Below are 22,787 nucleotides of genomic sequence, written 5' to 3'. Positions count from 1 at the left end.
GGGTCCAGCCATGGACGCGACCATTCACTTCCTTTCCCCGCTTCGTTTCCTGCGGCGCCTTCCGCGCACCGTGCAGGCGCTGATCCTCCTGTCGGCCTGCCTGCTGGCCTGGCCGCCCGGCACGGCACAGGCCGCCCCGCAGGCGCCCGCCTCCGCCCCGGCATCCGCCAGCAGCGCTGCGGCATCCCGGGCCACCGCAGCCGCTGCGGCGGCGGCTGCGGCGGATGTTGTCGATCCCGACACGCCGCTGCCCTCCGTGGACGAGCTGCGCAAGCGCCTCGAGGCCATCCCCCGCAAGCTCGGAGACCAGGACGACGGCCGCAAGCTCGTGAACGACGCCTACGCCGTGGGCGCCACCGCCGAGCAGGTGGTGGCCCGCCGCACGGCCGATCTGGCGGACCTGGACAGCCGCCTCGCCGGACTCGGCCCCGCCCCCGAAAAAGGCGCGCCCGCCGACTCGCCCGACGTCGTCCAGCAGCGCAGCGCACTCGCCAAGCAGCGCGCCACCGTCGATGCGGACCTCAAGCTCGCGCGCCTGATCGCCGTCGATGCGGAACAGCTCGGCGCCGACCTGCTGCGCCAGCGGCGCCAGCAGTTCCAGGCCGAACTCACCGCGCGCGCCGATTCGCCCCTGGGCGCCGCCTTCTGGCGCAACCTGCGCGCCGCGTGGCCCACGGACACCGAACGCCTGTCCGTCCTGGCCATCGAGGCCCGACAGGCTGCGCAGCGCGCCCTCGAACCCGAGCGGCGCCGGACCTTCCTCGCCAGCCTGCTGGGGGCGCTGCTGCTCCTGGTGGCCGGCAACTGGGCCGGCGAGCGCCTGCTCGTTCGCCTGGCACCGGCCAAGCTGCCCGCGGGCCGGCTGCGGCGCTCCCTGCTGGCCTCGGCCTCCGTGCTGGCGAACGTGGTCTTCACCGGCACCGCCGCGCAATGGCTGCTGAGCGGGCTCGACGCGGGTGACAACCTCGGCGAGCGGCTCGACGGGCTCGGGCACACCGCCGTGAACCTCGCGGTCTTCGCGGCCTTCGCCATCGGCCTGGGGCACTCCCTGCTCTCGCGCAAGCGCAGTTCCTGGCGCCTGCCCTCGCTGCCCGACGACCTCGCCCGCCGGCTGAGCCCCTACCCCTGGTGGATCGCGATCATCGCGGCGCTCGGCGGCATGGTGACGGAGATCAACGCCGCCGTGGGCGCCAGCCTCTCCGCGGAAATCACCGCCCAGGCCTGCTTCGCGCTGCTGGTGGCCGCCGTCGTCGCCGCGTCGGTGCGGCAGCTCAACGCGCCGCTGCCCGTATCGGCGCAGGAGCCGGCCACCGGCGAAGATTCCGCGCCGCCCCCGGCCGACGCGCCACGCCCGCTCTGGGTCGGCCTGCTGGTCGCCTGCGCGGGCATCGCCTCCCTGGCCGTGGTGCTGCTGGTCGCCTTCGGCTACATCGCGCTGGCCGGGGCACTGGCGCGGCAGATGGTCTGGAGCGGCGTCGCCTTCGCCACCGCCTACCTGCTCTATCAACTGGTGGACGACCTCTGCGACGCCCTGCTCTCCTCGCGCAGCGGCTTCGGGCGGCGCCTGCACACGGGCATGGGCATTGATCCGGGCCTGCTCGACCAGGCGGCGGTCGTGCTGTCCGGCGCGCTGCGCGTCGTGCTGTTCTTCTATCTCATCATCGCCCTGCTGGCGCCCTTCGGCACCGGGCCGGACGAGCTGTTCCGCCGGGGCAGCGCGATGGACCAGGGCCTCAACCTCGGCAACTTCGCGCTGGCCCCGCAGTCCCTGCTGACGGCCCTGGGCGTCGTCATCGCGGGTTTCATCGGCATCCGCGTGATCAAGCGCTGGCTCAGCGACCGGTACTTCCCCAGCACCACGCTGGAGCCGGGCATGCGCAGCTCCATTACCACCCTGCTCGGCTATTTCGGCGGCGTGATGGTGATCGCGGCCGCGCTGGCGGCGCTGGGCATCAGCGTGGAGCGCATCGCCTGGGTCGCGAGCGCGCTGTCGGTGGGTATCGGCTTCGGGCTGCAGGCCATCGTGCAGAACTTCATCTCGGGCCTGATCCTGCTGGCCGAGCGGCCCGTGAAGGTGGGCGACTGGGTCAAGCTCGGCGACACCGAAGGCGACATCCGCCGCATCAACGTGCGCGCCACCGAGATCCAGCTGGGCGACCATTCCACCGTGATCGTGCCCAACTCGGAATTCATCACCAAGACCGTGCGCAACATGACCTGGGGCGGCTCGCAGGGCCGCGTGCTGCTGCGCCTGCCGGCCCCGCTGGACACCGACGCCCAGCGCATGCGCGCCCTGATCCTGGACGCCTTCAAGGCCCACGAAAGCATCCTGGAAACCCCCGGGCCCAGCGTCACGCTCGAAGACATCGTGAGCGGCACCCTCACCTTCCTGGCCATCGGCTATGTGAGCAACCCGCGCAACGCCGGCGGCGTGAAGAGCGACCTGCTGTTCTCCATCCTCGAATCGCTGCGCGCCGCAGGCCTGGCGCTCTCGCCCCCGGCCACCACCGCGGTCGCGCCTCTGTCCGCAGCCGCCCTCCAGCCCAGGGATCCGGCCGGCACGCCCACGCCGGGCGCGGCGTAACCACCGCCGCAGGCCCGCCGGCGGCTTCGGTTCAGGACAGCTCAGTCCAGCTTGGCGCCGGACTGCTGCACCGCCACGGCCCAGCGCGGCATCTCCGCCGCGAGGAAGCTGGCGAACGCATCGGCGCCGAGGAAGGCCGGATCGGCGCCCTGCGCCACCATGCGGCTCTTGACGTCGGGCGACTGCATGACCTGGGCGAACGCATCGCTGAGCTTCGCCACCACGTCCCTGGGCGTGCCGGCCGGCGCCAGGAAGCCGTAGAAGCCCACCACCTCGAAGTGGGGGATACCACCCTCGATCACCGTGGGCACGTCAGGCAGCGCCGGATTGCGCGCGCGGCTGGTGACGGCCAGCGCCCGCACCTTGCCCTGCTGGTGGTACGCCGCCGCCTGCGGAATGCTCTCGGCCATGAACTGCACCTGCCCGCCCATCAGGTCGGTGAAGGCCGGCGCGCTGCCGCGGTACGGGATATGCACCATGAACAGCCCCGTCGCCGTCTTGAACATCTCCGGCACCAGGTGGCTGATGCCCCCGTTGCCCGCCGAGCCGAAGTTGACCTGCCCCGGCCGCGCCTTCGCGTAAGCGATGAACTCCTGCAGGTTCCGCACAGGCAGCTTCGGGTTGACCAGCAGCGCCAGCGGCTGCATCGCCGTGCGCGCGATGGGCGTGAAATCCTTGAGCGTGGAATACGGCAGCTTGCTGTAGAGCGCCGGGTTGATGACCATCACGCCCGTGTTGGCCAGCATCAGCGTGTGGCCGTCCGGCGCCGCCTTCATCACGTCCTGCGCACCCACTGTGCCGCCGGCCCCGGCCTTATAGTCCACCACCACCGGCTGGCCCAGTACCGCCTGCAGCTTGTCGGTCAGCAGCCGCGCATGCTGGTCCAGCGGGCCTCCGGCCGGGAAGCCGACCACCACGCGGATGGGCTTGGAGGGGAAGGCGGGCTGGGCCAGGACAGCCACGGACGTATAGGCGAGGGTGGCGACGGCAAGCCAGGTGTGCAAGCGCATGGGAAGTCTCCGGGAATGTTGGTGTTGTGGAGACGGCAGCTTAAGGCGGGAGCGGCCGTGGAGACAGGGGCAATATCCGTGGGACGGCTCGCGGCGATGGCCGGCGTTCTGACCGCTAACGCGCCGTCCGCGCGCGCTGCAGCCCATTGCCGGCCACCTCCTGCGAGGCCCATTCGGTCTGTTCGATGAGCCGCCCCAGTTCCCGCACCGCCTCACGGCTGCCCTGCACCGACCCATCGCTGTAGACCAGCATGTAATCCATCATGGGCAATGGCGGCAACCCGTCGCGCTCGCCCAGCAGCACCATGCCGGGACGCAGGTTGTCGCTCGTGAACATGGCCACTGCCAGACCGCTCAGCACGGCAGCGCGCAGGTCGTGCAGGCTGTGCGAACTGAAGGCCTTGTGCCAGGGGATGCCCGCCCGCTCGAGCGCATCGATCCCGATCTGGCCGCACACGCACGGCAACGGCGAATAGGCCAGCGGCAGCGAGGCGCCGTCCCGCCGCTCCCAGCCCTCGGCGGCTGCCCACACCATCGGCAGGCGCTGCAGCGGAATGCCGCCGCTCACTTCGGACGTGCTGGTGATCACGGCGAGGTCCACATCCCCTTCGCGCACCATGGCCGACAGGTCGAGCGTGAGGCCCACGCTCACCTCCAGCCGGACATGCGGACAACTGCGAGCGAACTGGTGCAGCAGTTGCGGCAGGCCGTCGCTCATGAAGTGCTCCTGTACCCCCAGACGCACGGTGCCCTCGATGGGCGAGCAGCGGAAATGCCGCTCCAGCGCTTCCTGTGCCTGCAGCACGCGCTGGGCGTGGTGCAGCAGATCCTCGCCGTCGGCCGTCAGGCCCAGGCGACGGGTCGTGCGGCGGAACAGCGGCCGACCGACCAGCGCCTCCAGCCGCCGGACCTGGTGGCTGACGGCGGACTGCGTCAGGTGCAGTTGCTGGGCCGCACGGGTAAAGCCCTGGTTGCGATGCACCGCGACGAAGGTGTGCAGCAATCCGGTGTCGATGGTCATTGCGCTCTAATAAATTAAAAAATCAACTGAATCCCACATTATTTAATCATTTGTATCATGAATCCAGTCTTTCCAGAATGGCGGCTGCCTTCCCGGCCTGCTTTCTGGAGCCCTTATGCCTGAACACCTCAAGAACTCCCGGCGCCTGGCGCTGGCCGCCATCTGCCTTTCCGCGCTGATGTTCGGCCTGGAGATTTCCAGCGTGCCCGTGATCCTGTCCGTGCTGGACAAGGAACTGCACGCCGACTTCCAGGGCCTGCAATGGATCATGAACGCCTACACCATCGGCTGCACCACGGTGCTGATGGCGACCGGCACCCTGGCGGACCGGTACGGCCGCCGCCGCGTCTTCATGCTCAGCGTGCTGGCTTTCGGCCTTGCTTCGCTCTGGTGCGGATGGGCCGGCTCCACGCCCGTGCTCATCCTGGGCCGGCTGGTGCAGGGGATCGCAGGCGGCGCGATGTTCATCTGCTCCATCGCCCTGCTCTCGCACCAGTTTCCCGACGGCCGGGAGCGGGGCCGCGCCTTCGCGGTCTGGGGCGTGGTGGCCGGCGTCGGGTTGGGTTTCGGCCCCATGGCCGGCAGCGCCATCGTCTGGGCCTCCAGCTGGCACTGGGTGTTCCTGGTGCACGTGCCGCTGTCCGCGCTCACGCTGGCCCTGATCCGTGCCGGCGTGGCGGAGTCCCGCGATCCCCAGGCACGGGAGCACCGGCTGGACTGGGCCGGCCTTGGCACGCTGACCCTGGCCGTGCTCGGCTTCACCGGCTTCCTCATGCAGGGCGAAAGCCTCGGCTGGAAGAGTCCTGCCGCCCTCGGCCTGGCCACCCTGGCCGCCGTCAGCCTGGCGGCATTCATCGCGGTGGAGCGCAGTCAGCCCCGCCCGATGTTCGACTTCTCCGTATTTACGATCCGCGACTTCTCGGGCGGCATCCTGGCCTGCGTCGGCATGAACTGCAGCTACTGGCCCTTCATGATCTATCTGCCCTTCTACTTCGGCGCCGGTGTGGGCCTGGACACCACGGCCACCGGCCTGATGCTGCTGGTCTATACGGTGCCGTTCCTGGTCATGCCTCCCGTCGCACAATGGCTGCTGCTGCGCTGCCAGGCGGCCTGGGTGATCCCCTCCGGGCTCTTCATCATCGGGCTGGGCTTCATGCTGATGTGGGGCGGCAGCCTGATGGCGCACCTCGGCGGCTGGACCGTGCTGCCCGGCGCGCTCGTCGCAGGCATCGGACTGGGCCTGACCACGACGCCGGCCACCAACATGACCACGGCCTCGGTGCCGCCGCACCGCGCCGGAATGGCGTCAGGCATGGACGTGAGCGCGCGCCTCATCACGCTGGTGATCCACATCGCCGTGATGGGCCTGGTGCTGGTGGCGGGCATCCAGGCCGCATTGCGCGGACTGTGGGGGCCGGCAGTGGAACCGGGCCTGCTGCAAGCGCTGGCCCGGCGGCTTGCGGGCGGCGACCTGCCTGGCGCGCAGCAACTGCTGGCCGCCCACTCCCTGCCGGTCGCGAGCGTGACGCCACTGCAGCAGGTGGTGATTCAGGGCTTCGGCTGGGTGATGCTGTATGGCGGGCTGGCCGCCTGGATCACGGCCGGGCTCAGCCTCGCGGTGCTGAGGGGCCGGGGCCGGCCGGTGCATGGGGATCTTCAGCCCTGCGGCAGCGGCATGCACTGAGGGCCTCTCAACGCCAGCCTCGCACCAGCACCCACTGCACCGTGCCGCACGCCGCCACCAGGGCGGCGTAGGTCAGCATCTTCCCGTCCCGCCCGGTCAGCACCAGCCCGGCCACGCACACCCCGAGGCCCACGGCAAAGCTCACGGCCACCTGCCCCGGGAACCCGACGCTGCGGGGCGTTCCGCGGAAGCAGAGCGCGGCCAGGCAGGCCAGCAACAGCGCCACGCCCAGGGCGGGCGCCATGAAATTCAGCAGGTGGAGTGCGGCGGCAGTCGGGTCCATAGCGCAAGGGCATGACGCAGATCAAGACCCTTGTGCTGCGGGAAGCACACGGGCGGGGTGGAAATTTTATAATCCGGGTATGGCAGTCTGGGCACTCGGCATCAACCACACGACCGCGCCGCTCGATCTGCGCGGCCGTTTTGCTTTCGCCATCGACCAGATCGCGCCCACGCTGCAGGGCCTGCGCCAGTCGCTGGGCGGCACCACGCGCCATCCGCAGGTGGAAACCGCCATCCTCTCCACCTGCAACCGCACCGAAATCTACTGCGCCGGCCAGCAGCCGGCACTGGACCACACGCTCGACTGGCTCGCCCACAGCGGCGGCGTGAGCCCCTCGCTGCTGCGCTCGCACTCCTACACGCTCGAAGAAAGCCTCGTCGCGCGCCACGCGTTCCGCGTGGCCAGCGGGCTCGATTCGATGGTGCTGGGCGAGGCCCAGATTCTCGGCCAGATGAAGGACGCCGTGCGCGCGGCGGAGACCGCCGGCGCACTCGGCACCACGCTCAACCAGCTCTTCCAGCGCAGCTTCGCCGTCGCCAAGGAAGTGCGCACCAGCACCGAGATCGGCGCCCACAGCATCAGCATGGCCGCCGCCGCCGTGCGCCTGGCCGGGCAGCTGTTCGAAGACCTGACCGAGATCCGCATCCTCTTCGTGGGCGCGGGCGAGATGATCGAGCTCGCTGCCACCCACTTCGCGGCGAAGAACCCCAAGAGCCTCGCCATCGCCAACCGCACGCTGGAGCGCGGCGAGAAGCTCGCCTCCCGCTTTGGCGGCGAGGTCATGCGCCTGGCCGACCTGCCCGACCGCCTGCACGAGTTCGACGCCGTGGTCAGTTGCACCGCCAGCAGCCTGCCCATCATCGGCCTGGGCGCCGTCGAGCGCGCGCTCAAGAAACGCCGCCACCGCCCCATGTTCATGGTCGATCTGGCCGTGCCGCGCGACATCGAGCCCGAGGTGAAGGCGCTCGAGGACATCTACCTCTACACCGTGGACGACCTCGCCAGCGTGGTGCAGACCGCGCAGGCCAGCCGCCAGGCGGCCGTCGCGCAGGCCGAGGCCATCATCGACGCGGGCGTGCAGAGCTTCATGCACTGGATGGACCAGCGCAGCCCCGTGGGCGGCGTGGTGCCGCTCATCCAGCAGATCCACGCCCAGGCGGACGAATGGCGTGCGCTGGAGATCGCACGCGCCAAGAAGCTCATCGCCAGGGGCGAGGACATGGACGCCGTGCTGGAAGCGCTCTCGCGCGGCCTCACGCAGAAGATGCTGCACGGCACCCTGGCCGAGTTGCGCGCAGGCGATGCCGACACGCGCGCCCAGACGGCCCAGACCGTCTCCCGCCTTTTCCTGCGCTCGCAGTCCAAGAGCGGCCTGTAGCGGCGCCCGCCGCCCTGCCGCCAGGCCTCACCCTCTCTGGCCTCCAGCATCCGCACCCGGATGCCCCGGTCTGCGAACAACGACCGCAGCCATCCTCTCTCCCAGAATGAAACCCTTCCTCAGAAGCCAGCTGGAACGCTACGCCCAGCGCCTCGAAGAGCTCGACTTCCTGCTCTCGCGCGAGGACATCATGTCCGACATGGCCCAGTACCGCACCATCTCGCGCGAGCACGCCGAGGTGACGCAGATCGCCGGCCGCTATGCGCGCTATCGCCAGCGCGAGGCCGACCTGGCCGGCGCGCGCGAGATGCTGGACGACCCGGACATGGCCGACATGGCCCGGGAAGAGATCGCCACTGCCGAAGCCGAACTGGTGCAGCTGGAGGATGAACTGCAGCGCTTGCTGCTGCCCCGCGACCCCGACGAGGCGCGCAATGCCTTCCTGGAAATCCGCGCCGGCACGGGCGGCGACGAATCCGCGCTGTTCGCGGGCGACCTGGCCCGCATGTACACCCGATACGCGGCCACGGCCGGCTGGAAGGTGGAGATCCTGAGCGCCAGCGACAACGAGATCGGCGGCTACAAGGAAGTGGTGCTGCGCGTGGAAGGCGACGGCGTCTATGGCGCGCTGCGCTTCGAATCCGGCGGCCACCGCGTGCAGCGCGTGCCCGCCACCGAGACCCAGGGCCGCATCCACACCAGCGCCTGCACCGTGGCCGTGATGCCCGAGCCCGACGAGCAGCAGGCGATCACGCTGAACCCGGCCGACCTGCGCATCGACACCTTCCGCGCCAGCGGCGCGGGCGGCCAGCACATCAACAAGACCGACTCCGCCGTGCGCGTGGTCCACCTGCCCACCGGCATCGTGGCCGAATGCCAGGACGGCCGCAGCCAGCACAGCAACAAGGCCAAGGCGCTGCAGGTGCTGCAGGCGCGCATCCAGGAAAAGGAGCGCAGCGAGCGCGCCGCCAGGGAGGCCGCGCTGCGCAAAGGCCTCGTGGGCTCGGGCGACCGCTCCGACCGCATCCGCACCTACAACTTCCCCCAGGGCCGACTCACCGACCACCGCATCAACCTCACGCTCTACAAGCTGCTGGCCATCATGGAAGGCGACCTGGGCGAGGTGCTGGAGGCCCTGCGCCACGCGCGCGAGGCCGAACTGCTGGCCGAACTGGAATCGGCGGCCTGATGTCCACTGCGCCATGAACGACGCCTACGCGCCCCCGCCGGCTCCCTTCACGGTCGCCCAGGCGCTCGCGCACGCCCAGGCGCTCGGCCTCGCGCGCATCGATGCGCAGATGCTGCTGCTGCACATGCTCGGCCGCCCGGACGCCGGCCGCGCCTGGCTGCTCGCCCACGACGGGGACCGGCTGTCCGCCGGGGAGCAGGAGGGTTTCGAAGCTCTCTGCGCGCGCCGGCAGGCCGGCGAGCCCGTGGCCTACCTGACGGGTAGCAAGGAGTTCTACGGCCTGTCGCTGCAGGTGGACGCGCGCGTGCTCGATCCACGCCCCGACACCGAAACGCTGGTGGACTGGGTGCTGGAGGTCCTGCGCCCCCTGCCCGCGCCACGCGTGGCGGACCTGGGCACGGGCAGCGGCGCCATCGCCCTGGCCCTGCGGCACGGGCTGCCCGGCGCGCAGGTGGTGCTGGCCGTGGATGCCAGCGCGGACGCGCTCGCGGTCGCCCAGGCCAACGCGCGGCGGCTGCACCTGCCCGTGGACTTCGTCCGGACGAACTGGCTGGACGGCATCTCCGGCCCCTTCGACGCCATCGTGTCCAACCCCCCCTACATCGAAGAAGACGACCCGCACCTGGCGGCGCTGGTGCACGAACCGCGGCAGGCGCTGGCGAGCGGGCCGGACGGGCTGGACGACATACGCACCATCGTGGTGCAGTCTGCCAGCCGCCTCGCCCCGGGCGGATGGCTGCTGCTGGAGCACGGCTGGAACCAGGCGCAGGCCGTGCAGGCGCTGCTGCGCAGCGCGGGCTATGCCGACGTGCAGAGCCGCGCCGACCTCGCCGGCCATGCGCGCTGCACCGGCGGACGCATGCCCGGCGCGCCTGCCACGGCCGCTCCCTGGAAACCCCGGCACATGCCCCCAGATGGTGCAGGCCTCCTTCTTCGGGGCTGCAGTGAAATAATCCCCCATGGCCGCCCGACCGCGGCCCCTTACAGGAGCAACCCATGAGCGACACCACCCAGCAACGCATCGACGCCCTCGTCAAGTCCAACGACATCCTGCTGTTCATGAAGGGCAGCGCCAGCTTCCCGATGTGCGGCTTCTCGGGCCGCGCCATCCAGATCCTCAAGGCCTGCGGCGTGGACCCCAAGGCCGTGGCCACGGTGAACGTGCTGGAAGACCAGGAGATCCGCCAGGGCATCAAGGAATACAGCAACTGGCCCACCATCCCGCAGCTGTACGTGAAGGGCGAGTTCATAGGCGGCTCGGACATCATGATGGAGCTGTACGAGTCGGGCGAACTCAAGCAGGTGCTCGGCGGCCAGGCAGAGGCCTGAGCCACGCCCGGCAGGCTCGCATGCAGCCGCCCCCCGGGGCGGCTTTTTCTTGCCCGCGAAGGGGCACGGCCCGTGGGCGTGGCTGCCGGACAACTGCTACCGGTTGACGGGGTTTTTCCATCTTTGGGACCCGGCATGTTGTGTGCTTGAATGGTTGCGTGCCCTTTCACTCCAACGAACCAGGAGCGCGCCATGACGACGACACACAGCCTTGTCCCGCAATCGCCTTCGATGGGCCTGCCGGTGGCCCAGTTGCGCAACGTGTTCCGGCCCGGCGATGTGGAGCGCAAGCTCGCCCGGCTCCAGGACGCCGGCAGCCAGCGTGAGTACGAAACGCTGCGCGCCGTGTACGAACGCATGCTCGAACGCGGGCCCGAACGCTTCCAGGTCAAGCCCTCGGGCGTGCCCGACATGGCCGGGCTCTACGGGCAGCTTCCGAATTTCACCGACGTGCTCGACGATGTGAAGCGCCACGTCGCCCTCGCACAGGACAGCCGCGACGGTCTGGAGGTCACGCCCATGCTGCTGCTCGGCCCTCCCGGCATCGGCAAGACCCACTTCGCGCGCCAGCTGGCCGAACTGCTGGGCACCGGCATGAACCTCGTGCCCATGAGCTCCATGACCGCCGGATGGCTGCTCTCGGGATCGTCCTCGCAATGGAAGGGCGCGCGCCCCGGCAAGGTCTTCGAGGCCCTGGTGGACGGCGAATACGCCAATCCCGTCATCGTGGTGGACGAGATCGACAAAGCCGCCCCCGACGCGCAGTACGACCCGCTGGGTGCCCTCTACGGCCTGCTGGAACACGACACGGCCCAGAGCTTCACCGACGAATTCGCGGAAATCGCCATCGACGCCAGCCAGGTAATCTGGATCACCACCGCCAACGACGAGCGCGGCATCCCCGACCCCATCCTCAACCGCATGAACGTGTTCGAGGTCCAGGCCCCCTCGCCGGAGCAGGCCCGCACCATCGCGCGCAACCTCTACCAGGGCATCCGCGAGGGCCACGACTGGGGCCGGCTGATCGATCCCGAACCCCAGGCCGATGTGCTGGACATCCTGGCGCAGATGCCGCCGCGCGAGATGCGCCGGGCGCTCATGACGGGCTTCGGCAACGCCCGGCTGCAGCACCGCTCCACCGTCGAGGTGTCCGACCTGCCGCGCGGCGCGTCCGGCAAGCCGCGCATGGGCTTCGTGCAGTAGCCGGCCGTTCCTGTACGGCGTGCGGGCATGGCGGCGGAGCCGCCGTACTCCGCTTGCCCGCTGATCCACCACGCAAGCCGGGTGGACTGCTCCGCACGGCCGCGCCCGCACTGCCCGCGTACACTCGGGACGCTGGCGCACGGCCCTTCACACGACAAATCCATGGCGGCGCCCGCCCGTCCCATGACCCTGTCGCAAAGCTTCTTCCTCATCGGCCTCCTCATCGTGGCCAGCGCCTTCTTCTCCGTCGCCGAGATCTCCCTGGCCGCCTCGCGCAGGCTGCGCCTGCGCCAGCTCGCTGACGAGGGGGAAGCGCGCGCCGAGAGCGTCATGCGCATGCAGGAGCAGCCGGGCGACTACTTCACGGTGGTGCAGGTGGGCCAGAACGCCGTGGCCATCCTCGGCGGCATCGTCGGCGAAGGCGCGCTCAGCCCCCACTTCACCGCCCTGCTCCAGCTCTGGCTCGGCGACGCGCGTGCCGAAACCTTCGGCTTCCTGGCATCGTTCCTGACCATCACCTCGCTCTTCATCCTGTTCGCCGACCTGTTCCCCAAGCGCCTGGGCATGGTCAACTCCGAGCGCCTCGCCGTGGTCGTCGCGCGTCCCATGGCGATTCTCATGGCGGTGCTGCGGCCCGTCGTCTGGCTTTACAGCCGCTCCGCCGACCTGCTGTTCCGCGTGCTCGGCCTGTCGTCACTGCGCGACGACCGCATCACCTCCGACGACATCCTCGCCATGATGGAGGCCGGTACCCGGGCCGGCGTGCTGGCGGCCCGCGAGCAACAGGTGATCGAGAACGTGTTCGAACTCGATTCCCGCCCCGTGAGCAGCGCCATGTCGCCGCGCGACCGGATCGCCTTCTTCCTGCGCGACGATCCGGACCAGCTCATCCGCGCGCGCATCGCGGCGGAGCCCTTCTCCACCTACCCCGTGTGCGAGGGAGACATCGACCACGTCGTCGGCTACGTCGATGCCAAGGACCTGTTCCAGCGCGTGCTGAACAACCAGCCCATCTCCCTGAAGGACGAAGGCCTCGTGCACAAGGTGCTCATCGTGCCCGACCGCCTTTCGCTGGCCGAGGTGCTGGACCAGTTCCGCCAGGTGCACGAGGACTTCGCCGTGATCGTCAACGAGTACAGCCTCGTCGTGGGCGTGGTCACCTTGAACGACGTGATGAGCACGGTGATGGGCGACCTGATCGGGCCCGACGACGAAGAGCAGATCGTCCGGCGCGACGAGAACTCCTGGCTGATCGACGGCGTCACGCCCGTGGGCGACGTGCTGCGGGCCCTGCACCTCGACGAGCTGCCCCATGCGGGCGAATATGAAACCCTGGCGGGCTTCCTCATGGTGATGCTGCGCCGCGTGCCCCGCCGCACGGACAGCGTGAACTGGGGCGGCTACAAGTTCGAGGTGCTCGACGTGGACAGCTACCGCATCGATCAGATCATGGTCTCGCGCCTGCAGGAAGGCGGCGCCCATCCCGCGGGGCCCGGACCGGCACCGGCCGGCTAAATGCGGCGCATCGGCGCGCTCAGGCGGAGCGGATGCGGTCTTCGAACAGCCAGTTGCGCTGCGCCGCGAGCACCGCGTCCGGGTACGGCGAGCGTCCGCGGCTGCCGTTGTAGCGCCCGAGCGTCATGAACAGGTCGCCGCGCTCGCGGTCCAGGTAGTGGCGCAGAATCACGCAGCCGAACCGCAGGTTGGTCTGCATGTGGAACAGCTTGCTCGCGTCGCCGTCGCCGATGACCCGCGTCCAGAACGGCATCACCTGCATATAGCCGCGCGCCCCCACGGTGGAGACGGCGTACTTGCGGAATGCGCTCTCCACCTGCACCAGCCCCAGCACCAGCGATACATCGAGGCCCGCACGCTTGGATTCGTACCACACGGTCTGCAGGAAGTCGCGGCGCACTTCCCAGTCCGGCTTGCGGCGCCGCAGGCGGTCACTCATGGTGCCGAGCCAGCGCAGGTAGTGCAGGCGGGCTTCCGTGGTCGAGAAGTTCGGCTCGGGAGGCGCCTGGTTGGCGATCGCGGACGTGAGCGCGGTGCGCACCGAATCCATGAGCGGCTCTTCCAGCTGCCCGCCCGCATGGGCGGCCGCAGGCATGCCGAGCCACCCGGCCAGTCCTGAAGACGCACCGGCCAGCACGCACGCCCGCCGGGACAGGCCCCTGCCGGGCGTCCCGCCCCTCACCCCACCACCCCAGTTCATACCTTGATTCGATCCTTGATGAAGGCAAATATATCGGCCGACGCCACCTTGGTCGCCGCCGCGTCCCGGCGGTGCTGGTACTCGACCTGGCCTTCCTTGAGGCCCCGGTCGGACAGCACCACGCGGTGCGGCACGCCGATGAGTTCCCAGTCGGCGAACATCGCGCCCGGGCGCTCGCCGCGGTCGTCCAGGATCACGTCCACGCCGGCCGCGAGCAGGTCGGCATGCAGCTTCTCGGCCGCCGCGCGCACCTCGTCGCTGCGGTCCATGCCGATCGGGCACACCACCACGGTGAACGGCGCGATCGCGTCCGGCCAGATGATGCCACGCTCGTCGTGGTTCTGCTCGATGGCCGCCGCGGGCAGGCGGGTAATGCCGATGCCGTAGCAGCCCATCTCGAAGAAGGCCGGCTTGCCATCCTCGCCGAGGAAGGTCGCGTTCATGGCGCGGCTGTACTTGGTGCCCAGGTAGAACACGTGGCCCACCTCGATGCCGCGCTCGATCGCCAGCGTGCCCTTGCCGTCCGGGGAGGGATCGCCCGCCACCACGTTGCGCAGGTCGGCCACCAGGCTTGGCTCGGGCAGGTCGCGGCCCCAGTTCACGCCGGTCATGTGGAAATCCACCTCGTTGGCGCCGCAGATCCAGTCGGCCATGACCGCCACCTCGCGGTCCACCACGAGCTTCACGGGCTGGCGCAGGTTCAGCGGGCCCAGGTAGCCGGGCTTGCAGCCGAAATGGTCCTCGATCTCGCCCACGGTGGCGAAGCGGAAGCCGGCGTCCAGGCCGGGCACCTTGCCGACCTTGATCTCGTTCATGTCGTGGTCGCCGCGCAGCAGCAGCAGCCAGACCTGGCTGCGGACGATCTCGCCGGACTCGTTCGTTGCATCGGTGGCCAGTACCAGCGATTTCACGGTCGCCTGCAGCGGCACACCGAGCAATTGCGCGACGTCCGCGCAGGTGCTTTTGCCGGGCGTGGCGGTCTTGGCGAGCGCCTGCGACGCGGCGGGGCGCGCGCCCTGCGGGGCCAGCGCCTCGGCCTTCTCCATGTTCGCCGCGTAGTCGCTCTGCGGGCAATAGACGATGGCATCCTCGCCCGTGGCGGCGATCACCTGGAATTCCTCGCTCAGATCGCCGCCGATCGCGCCGCTGTCGGCGGCCACCGCACGGTAGGTCAGCCCGAAGCGGTCGAAGATGCGGCGGTAGGCCTGCGCCATCACCTGGTAGCTGGCCTTGGCCGCGGCCTGGTCGCGGTCGAAGGAATAGGCGTCCTTCATGATGAACTCGCGGCCGCGCATCAGCCCGAAGCGCGGGCGGCGCTCGTCGCGGAACTTGGTCTGGATCTGGTAGAGGTTCTTGGGCAGCTGCTTGTAGCTGCGCAACTCCTGGCGTGCGATGTCGGTGACCACTTCCTCGCTCGTCGGCTGCACGACGAAGTCACGGCCGTGGCGGTCCCGGATGCGCAGCAGCTCGGGCCCCATCTTGTCGAAACGGCCCGTTTCCTGCCAGAACTCCGCCGGCTGCACCACGGGCATCGTGACCTCGACGGCCCCGGCGCGGTTCATTTCCTCGCGCACGATGGCTTCCACCTTCCGGATCACGCGCAGTCCCATCGGCATGTAGTTGTAGATGCCGGCGCCCAGCTTCTTGATGAGCCCGGCGCGCGTCATGAGCTTGTGGCTCACCACCTCGGCGTCCGCCGGGGCTTCCTTGAGGGTGGAAACGAAAAATTGGGAAGCTTTCATTGCACGAGGGAATTCACCATCCGGGCCGGTACGCTTGCCGCGCACCCATGCCCGTGCATAATGGATACAGTTTTAAAAATTGGGGTTAGATTATGCTCGACCGGGACGGTTTTCGGCCCAACGTCGGCATCATCCTGCTCAACCAGAGGAACCAGGTGTTCTGGGGCAAGCGGATCCGCACCCACAGCTGGCAGTTCCCGCAAGGTGGCATTGATCGAGGGGAGACCCCCGAGCAGGCCATGTTTCGCGAACTGCACGAGGAGGTGGGGCTGCAGCCGTGCCACGTCCGCGTGGTGGCCCGCACACGGGACTGGTTGCGCTACGAGGTGCCAGACCGGTACATCCGCCGTGACGCACGCGGCCACTACAAGGGCCAGAAGCAGATCTGGTTCCTGCTCCAGCTGGTCGGCCACGACTGGGATCTGAACCTCCGGGCGACCAACCATCCCGAGTTTGATGCCTGGCGCTGGAACGACTACTGGGTTCCGCTGGACGTCGTCGTGGAGTTCAAGCGCGGCGTTTATGAAATGGCCCTGACCGAACTGGCACGCTTCCTGCCGCGCAATGACCAGCGCAACCGGTACCTGCGCAGCGGCATGCGCCAGCGCGAAGGCGCTCCGGAGGTCACGCTCAGCACCACGACGCAGTTGCGGACCACCTCCCTGCTGGTCCACCCGGGCATGGAACTGCCGCCAGGGGCCAGCTTCGACCCCGATCCCCGGACGGGGGACGGCGATCCGGGCATGCCCGGCGGCCACAAGCCGGCCGGCTGACACGGCCGCACAAAAAAGGACGCTCCCGGGAGCGCCCTTTTCTTTTGCCGATGGGGCCGGCTCAGCCGCCGGACAGCACGAGGTTGTCCCGGTGCACCATTTCCGGCTCGGCGCTGTAGCCCAGCAGCCGCTCGAACTCGGACGATGGCCTGCGGCAGAGCAGCCGCGCCTCGGCGCTGGCGTAGTTCGCGAGCCCCCGGGCGATCTCCGTGCCCGCCGCATCGCGCACGGCGATCACGTCGCCACGGGAAAACTCGCCCTCCACCGCGACCATGCCGATCGGCAGCAGGCTCTTGCCCTCCTGCCGCAGCTTGGCCGCTGCGCCCACGTCCACCGTCACGGCACCGCGCAACTGGAGGTGGTCGGCCATCCACTGCTTGCGGGCCTGCTTCTTGGCGGTCTGCGCCACCAGCAGGGTGCCGATGGCCTCGCCCTGCGTGAGCCGCAGCAGCACGTCCGGCTCGCGCCCCCAGGCGATCACCGTGGAAGCCCCCGAGCCGGCCGCGCGTTTGGCCGCGATGATCTTGGTGATCATGCCTCCGCGGCCGATGCTGGTGCCCACGCCGCCTGCCATCGCTTCCAGGGAAGGATCGCCGGCCGCCGCCTCGTGCACGAACTGCGCGTGCGGATCGCGCCGCGGATCCGCCGTGTAGAGGCCCTTCTGGTCCGTCAGGATGACCAGCGCATCGGCCTCCACGAGGTTCGCGACCAGGGCGCCCAGGGTGTCGTTGTCGCCGAACTTGATCTCGTCGGTGACCACCGTGTCGTTCTCGTTGATGACCGGCAGCACGCCGAGCCGCAGCAGCGTGAGCAGCGTGGAGCGCGCGTTCAGGTAGCGCTCGCGGTCCGCCAGATCGGCATGGGTCAGCAGCACCTGGGCGCTGCCCAGACCCTGTTCGCGCAGCTTGGTTTCATACATCTGCGCGAGCCCCATCTGGCCCACGGCGGCAGCGGCCTGGAGCTCATGGATCTCGTGCGGTCGCGTGGTCCAGCCCAGCCGCTTCATGCCTTCGGCGATCGCGCCGCTGGACACCATGATGACCTCGCACCGCGGGCCGCCGGACCCGTTCACCAGCGCGGCCATCTGCCGGCTCCATTCGGTGATGGCCGTCTCGTCCAGCCCCCGGCCCTCGTTCGTTACCAGGCTGGAACCCACCTTGATCACGATGCGGCGCGCATCTCGCAATATGCTCGAAACCATGTATCCCCGTCTTTTTTGTATCTAGCGCCGGCCGCGACGACGGCCTCCGCGCCGCCACCCATCGGGATGGCGGCCCTGTGCGTCACTCCGAAGCCGCGTCGTTCGCGAAGCGCGGATCGACCTCTTCCGGCACCTGCTCGGCCTGCTGCTGGGCGCGCACGTGCTGGTAGATCGCCTGGATCAGCGGCTCGCAGCCCTCGCGGGTGAGCGCCGAAATCTCGAACACCGGCCCCTTCCAGCGGAAGCGCTTCACGAAATCCTTGACGCGTGCAGCCCGCTCGTCGCCAGGCACCATGTCGAGCTTGTTGAGCACCAGCCACCGCGGCTTCTCATAGAGTTCGGCATCGTATTTGCGAAGCTCGCCCACGATCGCGGTGGCCTGTGCGACAGGATCCACCGCCTCGTCGAACGGCGCCAGATCGACGACGTGCAGCAGCAGCCGCGTGCGCTGCAGGTGGCGCAGGAACTGGTGTCCCAGGCCTGCGCCTTCCGACGCGCCCTCGATCAGCCCCGGGATGTCGGCCACGACGAAGCTCTGCTCGGGCCCGACGCGCACCACGCCCAGATTGGGATGCAGCGTGGTGAAGGGATAGTCGGCGATCTTGGGCCGCGCGTTGGAAACGGCGGCGATGAAAGTGGACTTGCCCGCGTTGGGCATGCCCAGCAGGCCCACGTCGGCCAGCACCTTGAGTTCCAGCTTGAGGTTGCGTCGCTCGCCCGGCCAGCCGGGCGTCTTCTGGCGCGGGGCACGGTTGATCGCGCTCTTGAAACGCATGTTGCCGAAACCGCCGTCGCCGCCCTTGGCGATGGTGATGGTTTCGCCGGGCTGGAGCAGCTCGAACAGCACCTCGCCGGTTTCCGCGTCGGAGATGATGGTGCCCACCGGCATCTTGAGGGTGATGTCTTCCCCTGCCGCACCGAACATGTCGGAGCCCATCCCGTGTTCGCCGCGCCTGGCCTCGTGCCGGCGGGAATAGCGGTAATCCACGAGCGTGTTCAGGCTCGGATCGGCCACGGCGAAGACATGCCCGCCGCGACCGCCATCCCCCCCGTTGGGTCCGCCGAATTCCTTGTACTTCTCGTGCCGGAACGATACACAGCCGTTGCCGCCATCTCCGGCGGCTACGTCAATAAAGGCTTCGTCGACGAACTTCATGAAGGGAGTTTACAAAAAACGGGGTTTCCGCCCCGGACGGGAGCCCCGCGGCCCGTGGCGCAAAGGCTCAAAAACGACGAAGCCCCGACAGGTCGGGGCTTCACTGCATCACCGGACTTTAAACCGCTCAGGCGGGCGTCACGCTGACGGTGTGCTTGGACATCGCACCCTTGGTGCCGAACGACACGTGGCCGTCCACCAGGGCGAACAGCGTGTGGTCCTTGCCCACGCCGACGTTCGTGCCGGGGTGGAACCTGGTGCCACGCTGGCGCACGATGATGGAACCGGCGCTGATCAGCTCACCGCCGAATGCCTTCACGCCGAGCATCTTGGGCTTGGAATCGCGCCCGTTTCGCGTAGAGCCGCCGCCTTTTTTCTGTGCCATGGTGTCTGCTCCTTAAGCGGCGATCGCGCCGATTTGCAGTTCGGTGAACTGCTGGCGATGGCCTTGGCGTTTCTGGTAGTGCTTGCGACGGCGCATCTTGAAGATGCGGACCTTGTCGTGCTTGCCGTGGGCCACGACCGTGACCGTGACCGTTGCGCCGGACACCAGGGGCGTGCCGACCTTGAGTTCAGCGCCGTTGCCGACTGCCAGAACCTGGTCGATCACGATTTCCTGGCCTACGTCCGCAGCAATCTGTTCTACTTTGATTTTTTCGCCGGAAGCAACGCGATACTGCTTGCCACCGGTTTTTATGACCGCGTACATGTAAACCTCTTGAGAAGTGATGATTCCGCAAAAACGCTTTTACGGAACCACGCACTGTAGCATGCAACGCCTTTTTTGTACATAGGCGCGGCCCGGAACCACGGCCGCAGGCGCCCGCCGGCGTCCTCCGCGCCCGGCATGGCCGTTCCTATAATGCTCCTTTCACCTCGCAGACCGCCCTCGCCTTGTCCGCCCAGCCCCCTACCTCGGCCATCCTCGCACTGATTGCAGACGACATGCATGAGGTGGACAGGGTCATCGGCCTCCGACTGCAGTCCTCCGTCCCCCTCATCGGCGAGATTGCCCGCTACATCATCTCCGCCGGCGGCAAGCGGCTGCGCCCGGCGCTGCTGCTGCTGATGTCCGGCGCGCTGGGCTACCAGGGGGCCCAGCGGTTCAACCTGGCGGCCGTGATCGAATTCATCCACACCGCCACGCTGCTGCACGACGACGTGGTGGACGAATCCACGATGCGGCGCGGGCGGCCCACCGCCAACGAGAATTTCGGCAACCCCGCGAGCGTGCTGGTCGGCGACTTCCTGCACTCGCGGGCCTTCCAGATGATGGTGGACGCGGACGACATGCGCGTCATGCAGATCCTTTCGGAGGCGACCAACATCATCGCGGAGGGCGAAGTCCAGCAGCTCATGAACACCCATGACGCGACGCTCGACGAACAAGGCTACCTGGAAGTCATCCGCTCCAAGACCGCCAAGCTGTTCGAGGCGAGCGCCCGCCTCGCGGCCGTGCTGGCCCGCGCGCGCGCGGAGGTCGAAGAGGCCTGCGCCGAATACGGCAAGGCCCTGGGCACGGCCTTCCAGGTGATCGACGACGTGCTGGACTACGACGGCAACAGCGCCGAGATGGGCAAGAACCTCGGCGACGACCTGCGCGAGGGCAAGGTCACCCTGCCCCTGATCATCGCGATGCAGCGCGGCGACGCGGCCCAGCGGCAGCTGGTCGAGACGGCCATCCAGCAGGGCTCGCTCGACGAACTGCCCGCCATCCTGTCCATCGTGAAGGCCACCGGCGCCCTGGAGGCCACGCGCACCGCCGCCGCCGCCCAGGCCCAGGAAGCCATTCGCGCACTATCCGCACTTCCTTCCAATAAGTACACCGAAGGTTTGCTACAATTGGCGTCTCAGCTATTAGACAGGCGCGTTTGAACAGGCGCAGCAGGTCTTCCAACACATACGGGGTGTAGCTTAGCCTGGTAGAGCGCTACGTTCGGGACGTAGAGGCCGGAGGTTCGAATCCTCTCACCCCGACCAGATTCACTGCAGCATCTGCAGCAGCAGGAATCCACGAAAGCCGCGGCAACGCGGCTTTGTCGTTTCTGCCAACTGGTGCGCCACCGCGCCGGTGACGCGAAAGCACGACACTCCCGGGATACTGCACCACAGAGCGCAAAAAACGTGAAGCGCCCATCGCCAGGGCATTTCCCTGCAAGCCATGCGCAGCGGTTGCGAAATACGCCGCAAGCCGCCCCGATTGTCGGGCACGCCATGCGCGGTCCTTCACGGCTGCGATGATAGGATGGTTCACTTTCCAACCTATCGACTCCTCTGGTTACATGGCTGACGCCGATTTTGCCCTCAAGGACGCTTCCAGTATCGCTCTGCCCGGTCTGGGGCGGGCGCTGATTTCGGCCGGGCAGCTGAGCCAGAAGGTGGCGGAGGACATCTACAGGAAGTCCCAGGCCAACCGCAGCAGCTTCATCGCGGAGCTGACCGGCTCGGGCTCGGTCTCCCCGATCAATCTCGCGCATACCGTGTCGTCGGTGTTCGGGGCGCCCCTGCTCGACATCGAGGCCATCGATCCGCTGCGCCTGCCGCGCGACGTGCTGGATCCGAAGATCTGCCTCGCCTACCGGGTCATCGTGCTGAGCAAGCGCAACAACCGGCTCATCGTCGCGACGGCGGACCCCACCGACCAGGAGGCTGCGGAGAAGATCAAGTTCACCACCCAGATGGGCGTGGACTGGATCATCGCCGAGTACGACAAGCTGGTGCGGCTGGTCGATGCGACCACCAAGTCCACGACCGAGACCATGGAAAGCATGGTGTCGGGGGGCGATTTCGAATTCGACGACCTGCCCGCTCAGGAGAGCACAGAAGCCCAGGACACGGCCGCGACGGAAGTCGAGGACGCGCCCATCGTCAAGTTCCTGCACAAGATGCTGCTGGACGCTTTCAACATGCGTGCGTCCGACCTGCACTTCGAGCCGTACGAGCACCAGTACCGGGTGCGCTTCCGGATCGACGGCGAGCTGCGCGAGATCGCGTCGCCGCCCATCGCGATCAAGGAGAAACTGGCCTCGCGCATCAAGGTGATCTCCCGTCTGGACATCTCGGAAAAGCGGGTGCCCCAGGACGGGCGAATGAAACTCAAGGTGGGACCGGACCGGGTGATCGACTTCCGCGTGAGCACGCTGCCCACGCTGTTCGGCGAGAAGATAGTGATCCGTATCCTCGACCCCAGCAGCGCCAAGCTGGGCATCGACGCGCTCGGCTACGAACCCGAGGAGAAGGAGCGCCTGCTCCATGCCATCGGCCGCCCCTACGGCATGATTCTGGTGACGGGGCCGACGGGCTCGGGCAAGACGGTGTCGCTCTACACCTGCCTGAACCTGCTGAACAAGCCGGGGGTCAACATCGCGACCGCGGAAGACCCGTCGGAAATCAACCTGCCCGGCGTCAACCAGGTCAACGTGAACGAAAAGGCGGGGCTGACCTTCGCCACGGCGCTCAAGTCGTTCCTGCGCCAGGATCCCGACATCATCATGGTGGGCGAAATCCGCGACCTGGAAACCGCGGACATCTCGATCAAGGCCGCCCAGACGGGCCACCTGGTGCTGTCCACGCTGCACACCAACGATGCCCCCACCACGCTGACGCGGATGCGGAACATGGGCATCGCGCCCTTCAACATCGCATCGAGCGTGATCCTGATCACGGCGCAGCGTCTCGCCAGGCGCCTGTGCCCTGCGTGCAAGGCGCCCGCCGACATCCCCCACGAGACGCTGCTCGAGGCGGGCTACAAGGAAGAGGACATCGACGGCACCTGGGTGACCTACCGCCCGGTAGGCTGCTCCGCCTGCAACAACGGCTACAAGGGCCGCGTCGGCATCTACCAGGTCATGCCGGTCTCCGAAGAGATCCAGCGCATCATCCTGCGCGACGGCAGCGCGCTGGAGATCGCGGAGCAGGCGAAGGCCGAGGGGGTGCGGTCGCTGCGCGAATCCGGGCTCCACAAGGCCCGGCTGGGCCTGACCTCGCTCGAAGAGGTGCTGGCCGTGACGAACGAATAA

At 68.4% G+C, this 22,787-nt stretch carries 20 protein-coding genes and 1 tRNA gene; 12 read left to right on the top strand and 9 right to left on the bottom strand.

The features are described 5' to 3' along the window. Positions 1–10 precede the first annotated feature (10 nt). Positions 11–2,584: a DUF3772 domain-containing protein gene (locus tag BLR05_RS02035; protein WP_092832036.1), complete on the top strand. Its 2,574-nt coding sequence runs from the start codon at positions 11–13 to the stop codon at positions 2,582–2,584. Positions 2,585–2,625: 41 nt separating this feature from the next. On the opposite strand, the gene BLR05_RS02030 is transcribed toward BLR05_RS02035, so the two are convergent. Continuing rightward, the gene (locus BLR05_RS02030; RefSeq protein ID WP_092832035.1) at positions 2,626–3,594 is read right to left on the bottom strand and encodes a Bug family tripartite tricarboxylate transporter substrate binding protein; all 969 of its coding nucleotides are present in this window, start codon (positions 3,592–3,594) and stop codon (positions 2,626–2,628) included. Positions 3,595–3,709: 115 nt separating this feature from the next. Continuing rightward, on the bottom strand, positions 3,710–4,615 hold the full coding sequence (locus BLR05_RS02025; RefSeq protein ID WP_092832034.1) for a LysR substrate-binding domain-containing protein: 906 nt from the start codon (positions 4,613–4,615) through the stop codon (positions 3,710–3,712). Positions 4,616–4,730: 115 nt separating this feature from the next. Here BLR05_RS02025 and BLR05_RS02020 point away from each other — a divergent pair, with 115 nt between their 5' ends. Beyond that, positions 4,731–6,299 carry an MFS transporter gene (locus BLR05_RS02020; RefSeq protein WP_092832033.1) on the top strand — a complete coding sequence of 523 codons (1,569 nt, stop codon included), beginning with the start codon at positions 4,731–4,733 and terminating at the stop codon, positions 6,297–6,299. A gap of 7 nt (positions 6,300–6,306) precedes the next feature. Here BLR05_RS02020 and BLR05_RS02015 read toward each other — a convergent pair whose 3' ends face one another. Beyond that, the gene (locus BLR05_RS02015; protein ID WP_092832032.1) at positions 6,307–6,582 is read right to left on the bottom strand and encodes a hypothetical protein; all 276 of its coding nucleotides are present in this window, start codon (positions 6,580–6,582) and stop codon (positions 6,307–6,309) included. A gap of 79 nt (positions 6,583–6,661) precedes the next feature. Between BLR05_RS02015 and hemA the strand changes: the two genes are divergently transcribed. From hemA to paeA, 6 genes are all read left to right on the top strand, one after another. Continuing rightward, complete coding sequence (hemA, locus tag BLR05_RS02010) at positions 6,662–7,960, top strand: glutamyl-tRNA reductase (RefSeq protein ID WP_092832031.1); 1,299 nt, start codon at positions 6,662–6,664, stop codon at positions 7,958–7,960. Between the two features lie 106 nt (positions 7,961–8,066). Beyond that, complete coding sequence (gene prfA / locus BLR05_RS02005; RefSeq protein ID WP_092832030.1) at positions 8,067–9,149, top strand: peptide chain release factor 1; 1,083 nt, start codon at positions 8,067–8,069, stop codon at positions 9,147–9,149. 13 nt (positions 9,150–9,162) lie between these two features. Further along, positions 9,163–10,149, top strand: a complete 987-nt coding sequence (gene prmC, locus BLR05_RS02000; protein ID WP_225978955.1) for a peptide chain release factor N(5)-glutamine methyltransferase — start codon at positions 9,163–9,165, stop codon at positions 10,147–10,149. Beyond that, a complete protein-coding gene (grxD, locus tag BLR05_RS01995) occupies positions 10,146–10,478 on the top strand; it encodes a Grx4 family monothiol glutaredoxin (protein WP_092832029.1) in 333 nt (110 codons plus the stop codon). The genes prmC and grxD overlap by 4 nt, the downstream gene beginning before the upstream one ends. Positions 10,479–10,670: 192 nt before the next feature. Next, positions 10,671–11,681 carry an AAA family ATPase gene (locus tag BLR05_RS01990; RefSeq protein ID WP_092832028.1) on the top strand — a complete coding sequence of 337 codons (1,011 nt, stop codon included), beginning with the start codon at positions 10,671–10,673 and terminating at the stop codon, positions 11,679–11,681. 183 nt (positions 11,682–11,864) lie between these two features. Further along, positions 11,865–13,196, top strand: a complete 1,332-nt coding sequence (gene paeA, locus BLR05_RS01985) for a polyamine export protein PaeA (RefSeq protein ID WP_167361174.1) — start codon at positions 11,865–11,867, stop codon at positions 13,194–13,196. Between the two features lie 19 nt (positions 13,197–13,215). On the opposite strand, the gene BLR05_RS01980 is transcribed toward paeA, so the two are convergent. Together BLR05_RS01980 and BLR05_RS01975 are read right to left on the bottom strand one after the other, a co-directional pair. Further along, a complete protein-coding gene (locus tag BLR05_RS01980; protein WP_092832026.1) occupies positions 13,216–13,896 on the bottom strand; it encodes a lytic transglycosylase domain-containing protein in 681 nt (226 codons plus the stop codon). After that, complete coding sequence (locus BLR05_RS01975; RefSeq protein WP_092832025.1) at positions 13,893–15,638, bottom strand: proline--tRNA ligase; 1,746 nt, start codon at positions 15,636–15,638, stop codon at positions 13,893–13,895. Before BLR05_RS01975 ends, BLR05_RS01980 begins: the two co-directional genes overlap by 4 nt. Positions 15,639–15,730: 92 nt before the next feature. Here BLR05_RS01975 and BLR05_RS01970 point away from each other — a divergent pair, with 92 nt between their 5' ends. Continuing rightward, a complete protein-coding gene (locus BLR05_RS01970) occupies positions 15,731–16,411 on the top strand; it encodes an RNA pyrophosphohydrolase (RefSeq protein WP_092832024.1) in 681 nt (226 codons plus the stop codon). Positions 16,412–16,472: 61 nt separating this feature from the next. Here the strand turns inward: BLR05_RS01970 and proB are convergent, their stop codons facing one another. From proB to rplU, 4 genes are all read right to left on the bottom strand, one after another. After that, entirely contained in the window at positions 16,473–17,612 is a 1,140-nt protein-coding gene (gene proB / locus BLR05_RS01965; RefSeq protein WP_092832023.1) for a glutamate 5-kinase, read from the bottom strand. Between the two features lie 82 nt (positions 17,613–17,694). Continuing rightward, entirely contained in the window at positions 17,695–18,768 is a 1,074-nt protein-coding gene (gene cgtA, locus BLR05_RS01960; protein ID WP_092832022.1) for an Obg family GTPase CgtA, read from the bottom strand. A gap of 127 nt (positions 18,769–18,895) precedes the next feature. Further along, on the bottom strand, positions 18,896–19,153 hold the full coding sequence (gene rpmA, locus BLR05_RS01955) for a 50S ribosomal protein L27 (RefSeq protein ID WP_092832021.1): 258 nt from the start codon (positions 19,151–19,153) through the stop codon (positions 18,896–18,898). Positions 19,154–19,165: 12 nt separating this feature from the next. Further along, positions 19,166–19,477, bottom strand: coding sequence for a 50S ribosomal protein L21 (gene rplU, locus BLR05_RS01950; RefSeq protein ID WP_092832020.1), 312 nt, complete (start codon positions 19,475–19,477; stop codon positions 19,166–19,168). 185 nt (positions 19,478–19,662) lie between these two features. Here rplU and BLR05_RS01945 point away from each other — a divergent pair, with 185 nt between their 5' ends. From BLR05_RS01945 to pilB, 3 genes are all read left to right on the top strand, one after another. Then, entirely contained in the window at positions 19,663–20,643 is a 981-nt protein-coding gene (locus BLR05_RS01945) for a polyprenyl synthetase family protein (RefSeq protein ID WP_092832019.1), read from the top strand. 28 nt (positions 20,644–20,671) lie between these two features. Next, a tRNA-Pro gene (locus tag BLR05_RS01940) sits at positions 20,672–20,748 on the top strand. A 302-nt stretch (positions 20,749–21,050) separates the two neighbouring features. Next, positions 21,051–22,787, top strand: coding sequence for a type IV-A pilus assembly ATPase PilB (gene pilB / locus BLR05_RS01935; RefSeq protein ID WP_092832018.1), 1,737 nt, complete (start codon positions 21,051–21,053; stop codon positions 22,785–22,787).

This window comes from Paracidovorax cattleyae, from assembly GCF_900104515.1.
GTDB classification, from domain to species: Bacteria; Pseudomonadota; Gammaproteobacteria; order Burkholderiales; family Burkholderiaceae_C; genus Paracidovorax; species Paracidovorax cattleyae.
The sequence above is the reverse complement of the archived record's forward strand: the minus strand, read 5'-3'. Positions and strand labels throughout refer to the sequence as shown.

Coding starts and splice junctions, on each gene's coding strand:
- BLR05_RS02035 (WP_092832036.1), top strand. CDS start 11: ATGGACGCGACCATTCACTTCCTTTCCCCGCTTCGTTTCCTGCGGCGC.
- BLR05_RS02030 (WP_092832035.1), bottom strand. CDS start 3,594: ATGCGCTTGCACACCTGGCTTGCCGTCGCCACCCTCGCCTATACGTCC.
- BLR05_RS02025 (WP_092832034.1), bottom strand. CDS start 4,615: ATGACCATCGACACCGGATTGCTGCACACCTTCGTCGCGGTGCATCGC.
- BLR05_RS02020 (WP_092832033.1), top strand. CDS start 4,731: ATGCCTGAACACCTCAAGAACTCCCGGCGCCTGGCGCTGGCCGCCATC.
- BLR05_RS02015 (WP_092832032.1), bottom strand. CDS start 6,582: ATGGACCCGACTGCCGCCGCACTCCACCTGCTGAATTTCATGGCGCCC.
- hemA (WP_092832031.1), top strand. CDS start 6,662: ATGGCAGTCTGGGCACTCGGCATCAACCACACGACCGCGCCGCTCGAT.
- prfA (WP_092832030.1), top strand. CDS start 8,067: ATGAAACCCTTCCTCAGAAGCCAGCTGGAACGCTACGCCCAGCGCCTC.
- prmC (WP_225978955.1), top strand. CDS start 9,163: ATGAACGACGCCTACGCGCCCCCGCCGGCTCCCTTCACGGTCGCCCAG.
- grxD (WP_092832029.1), top strand. CDS start 10,146: ATGAGCGACACCACCCAGCAACGCATCGACGCCCTCGTCAAGTCCAAC.
- BLR05_RS01990 (WP_092832028.1), top strand. CDS start 10,671: ATGACGACGACACACAGCCTTGTCCCGCAATCGCCTTCGATGGGCCTG.
- paeA (WP_167361174.1), top strand. CDS start 11,865: ATGACCCTGTCGCAAAGCTTCTTCCTCATCGGCCTCCTCATCGTGGCC.
- BLR05_RS01980 (WP_092832026.1), bottom strand. CDS start 13,896: ATGAACTGGGGTGGTGGGGTGAGGGGCGGGACGCCCGGCAGGGGCCTG.
- BLR05_RS01975 (WP_092832025.1), bottom strand. CDS start 15,638: ATGAAAGCTTCCCAATTTTTCGTTTCCACCCTCAAGGAAGCCCCGGCG.
- BLR05_RS01970 (WP_092832024.1), top strand. CDS start 15,731: ATGCTCGACCGGGACGGTTTTCGGCCCAACGTCGGCATCATCCTGCTC.
- proB (WP_092832023.1), bottom strand. CDS start 17,612: ATGGTTTCGAGCATATTGCGAGATGCGCGCCGCATCGTGATCAAGGTG.
- cgtA (WP_092832022.1), bottom strand. CDS start 18,768: ATGAAGTTCGTCGACGAAGCCTTTATTGACGTAGCCGCCGGAGATGGC.
- rpmA (WP_092832021.1), bottom strand. CDS start 19,153: ATGGCACAGAAAAAAGGCGGCGGCTCTACGCGAAACGGGCGCGATTCC.
- rplU (WP_092832020.1), bottom strand. CDS start 19,477: ATGTACGCGGTCATAAAAACCGGTGGCAAGCAGTATCGCGTTGCTTCC.
- pilB (WP_092832018.1), top strand. CDS start 21,051: ATGGCTGACGCCGATTTTGCCCTCAAGGACGCTTCCAGTATCGCTCTG.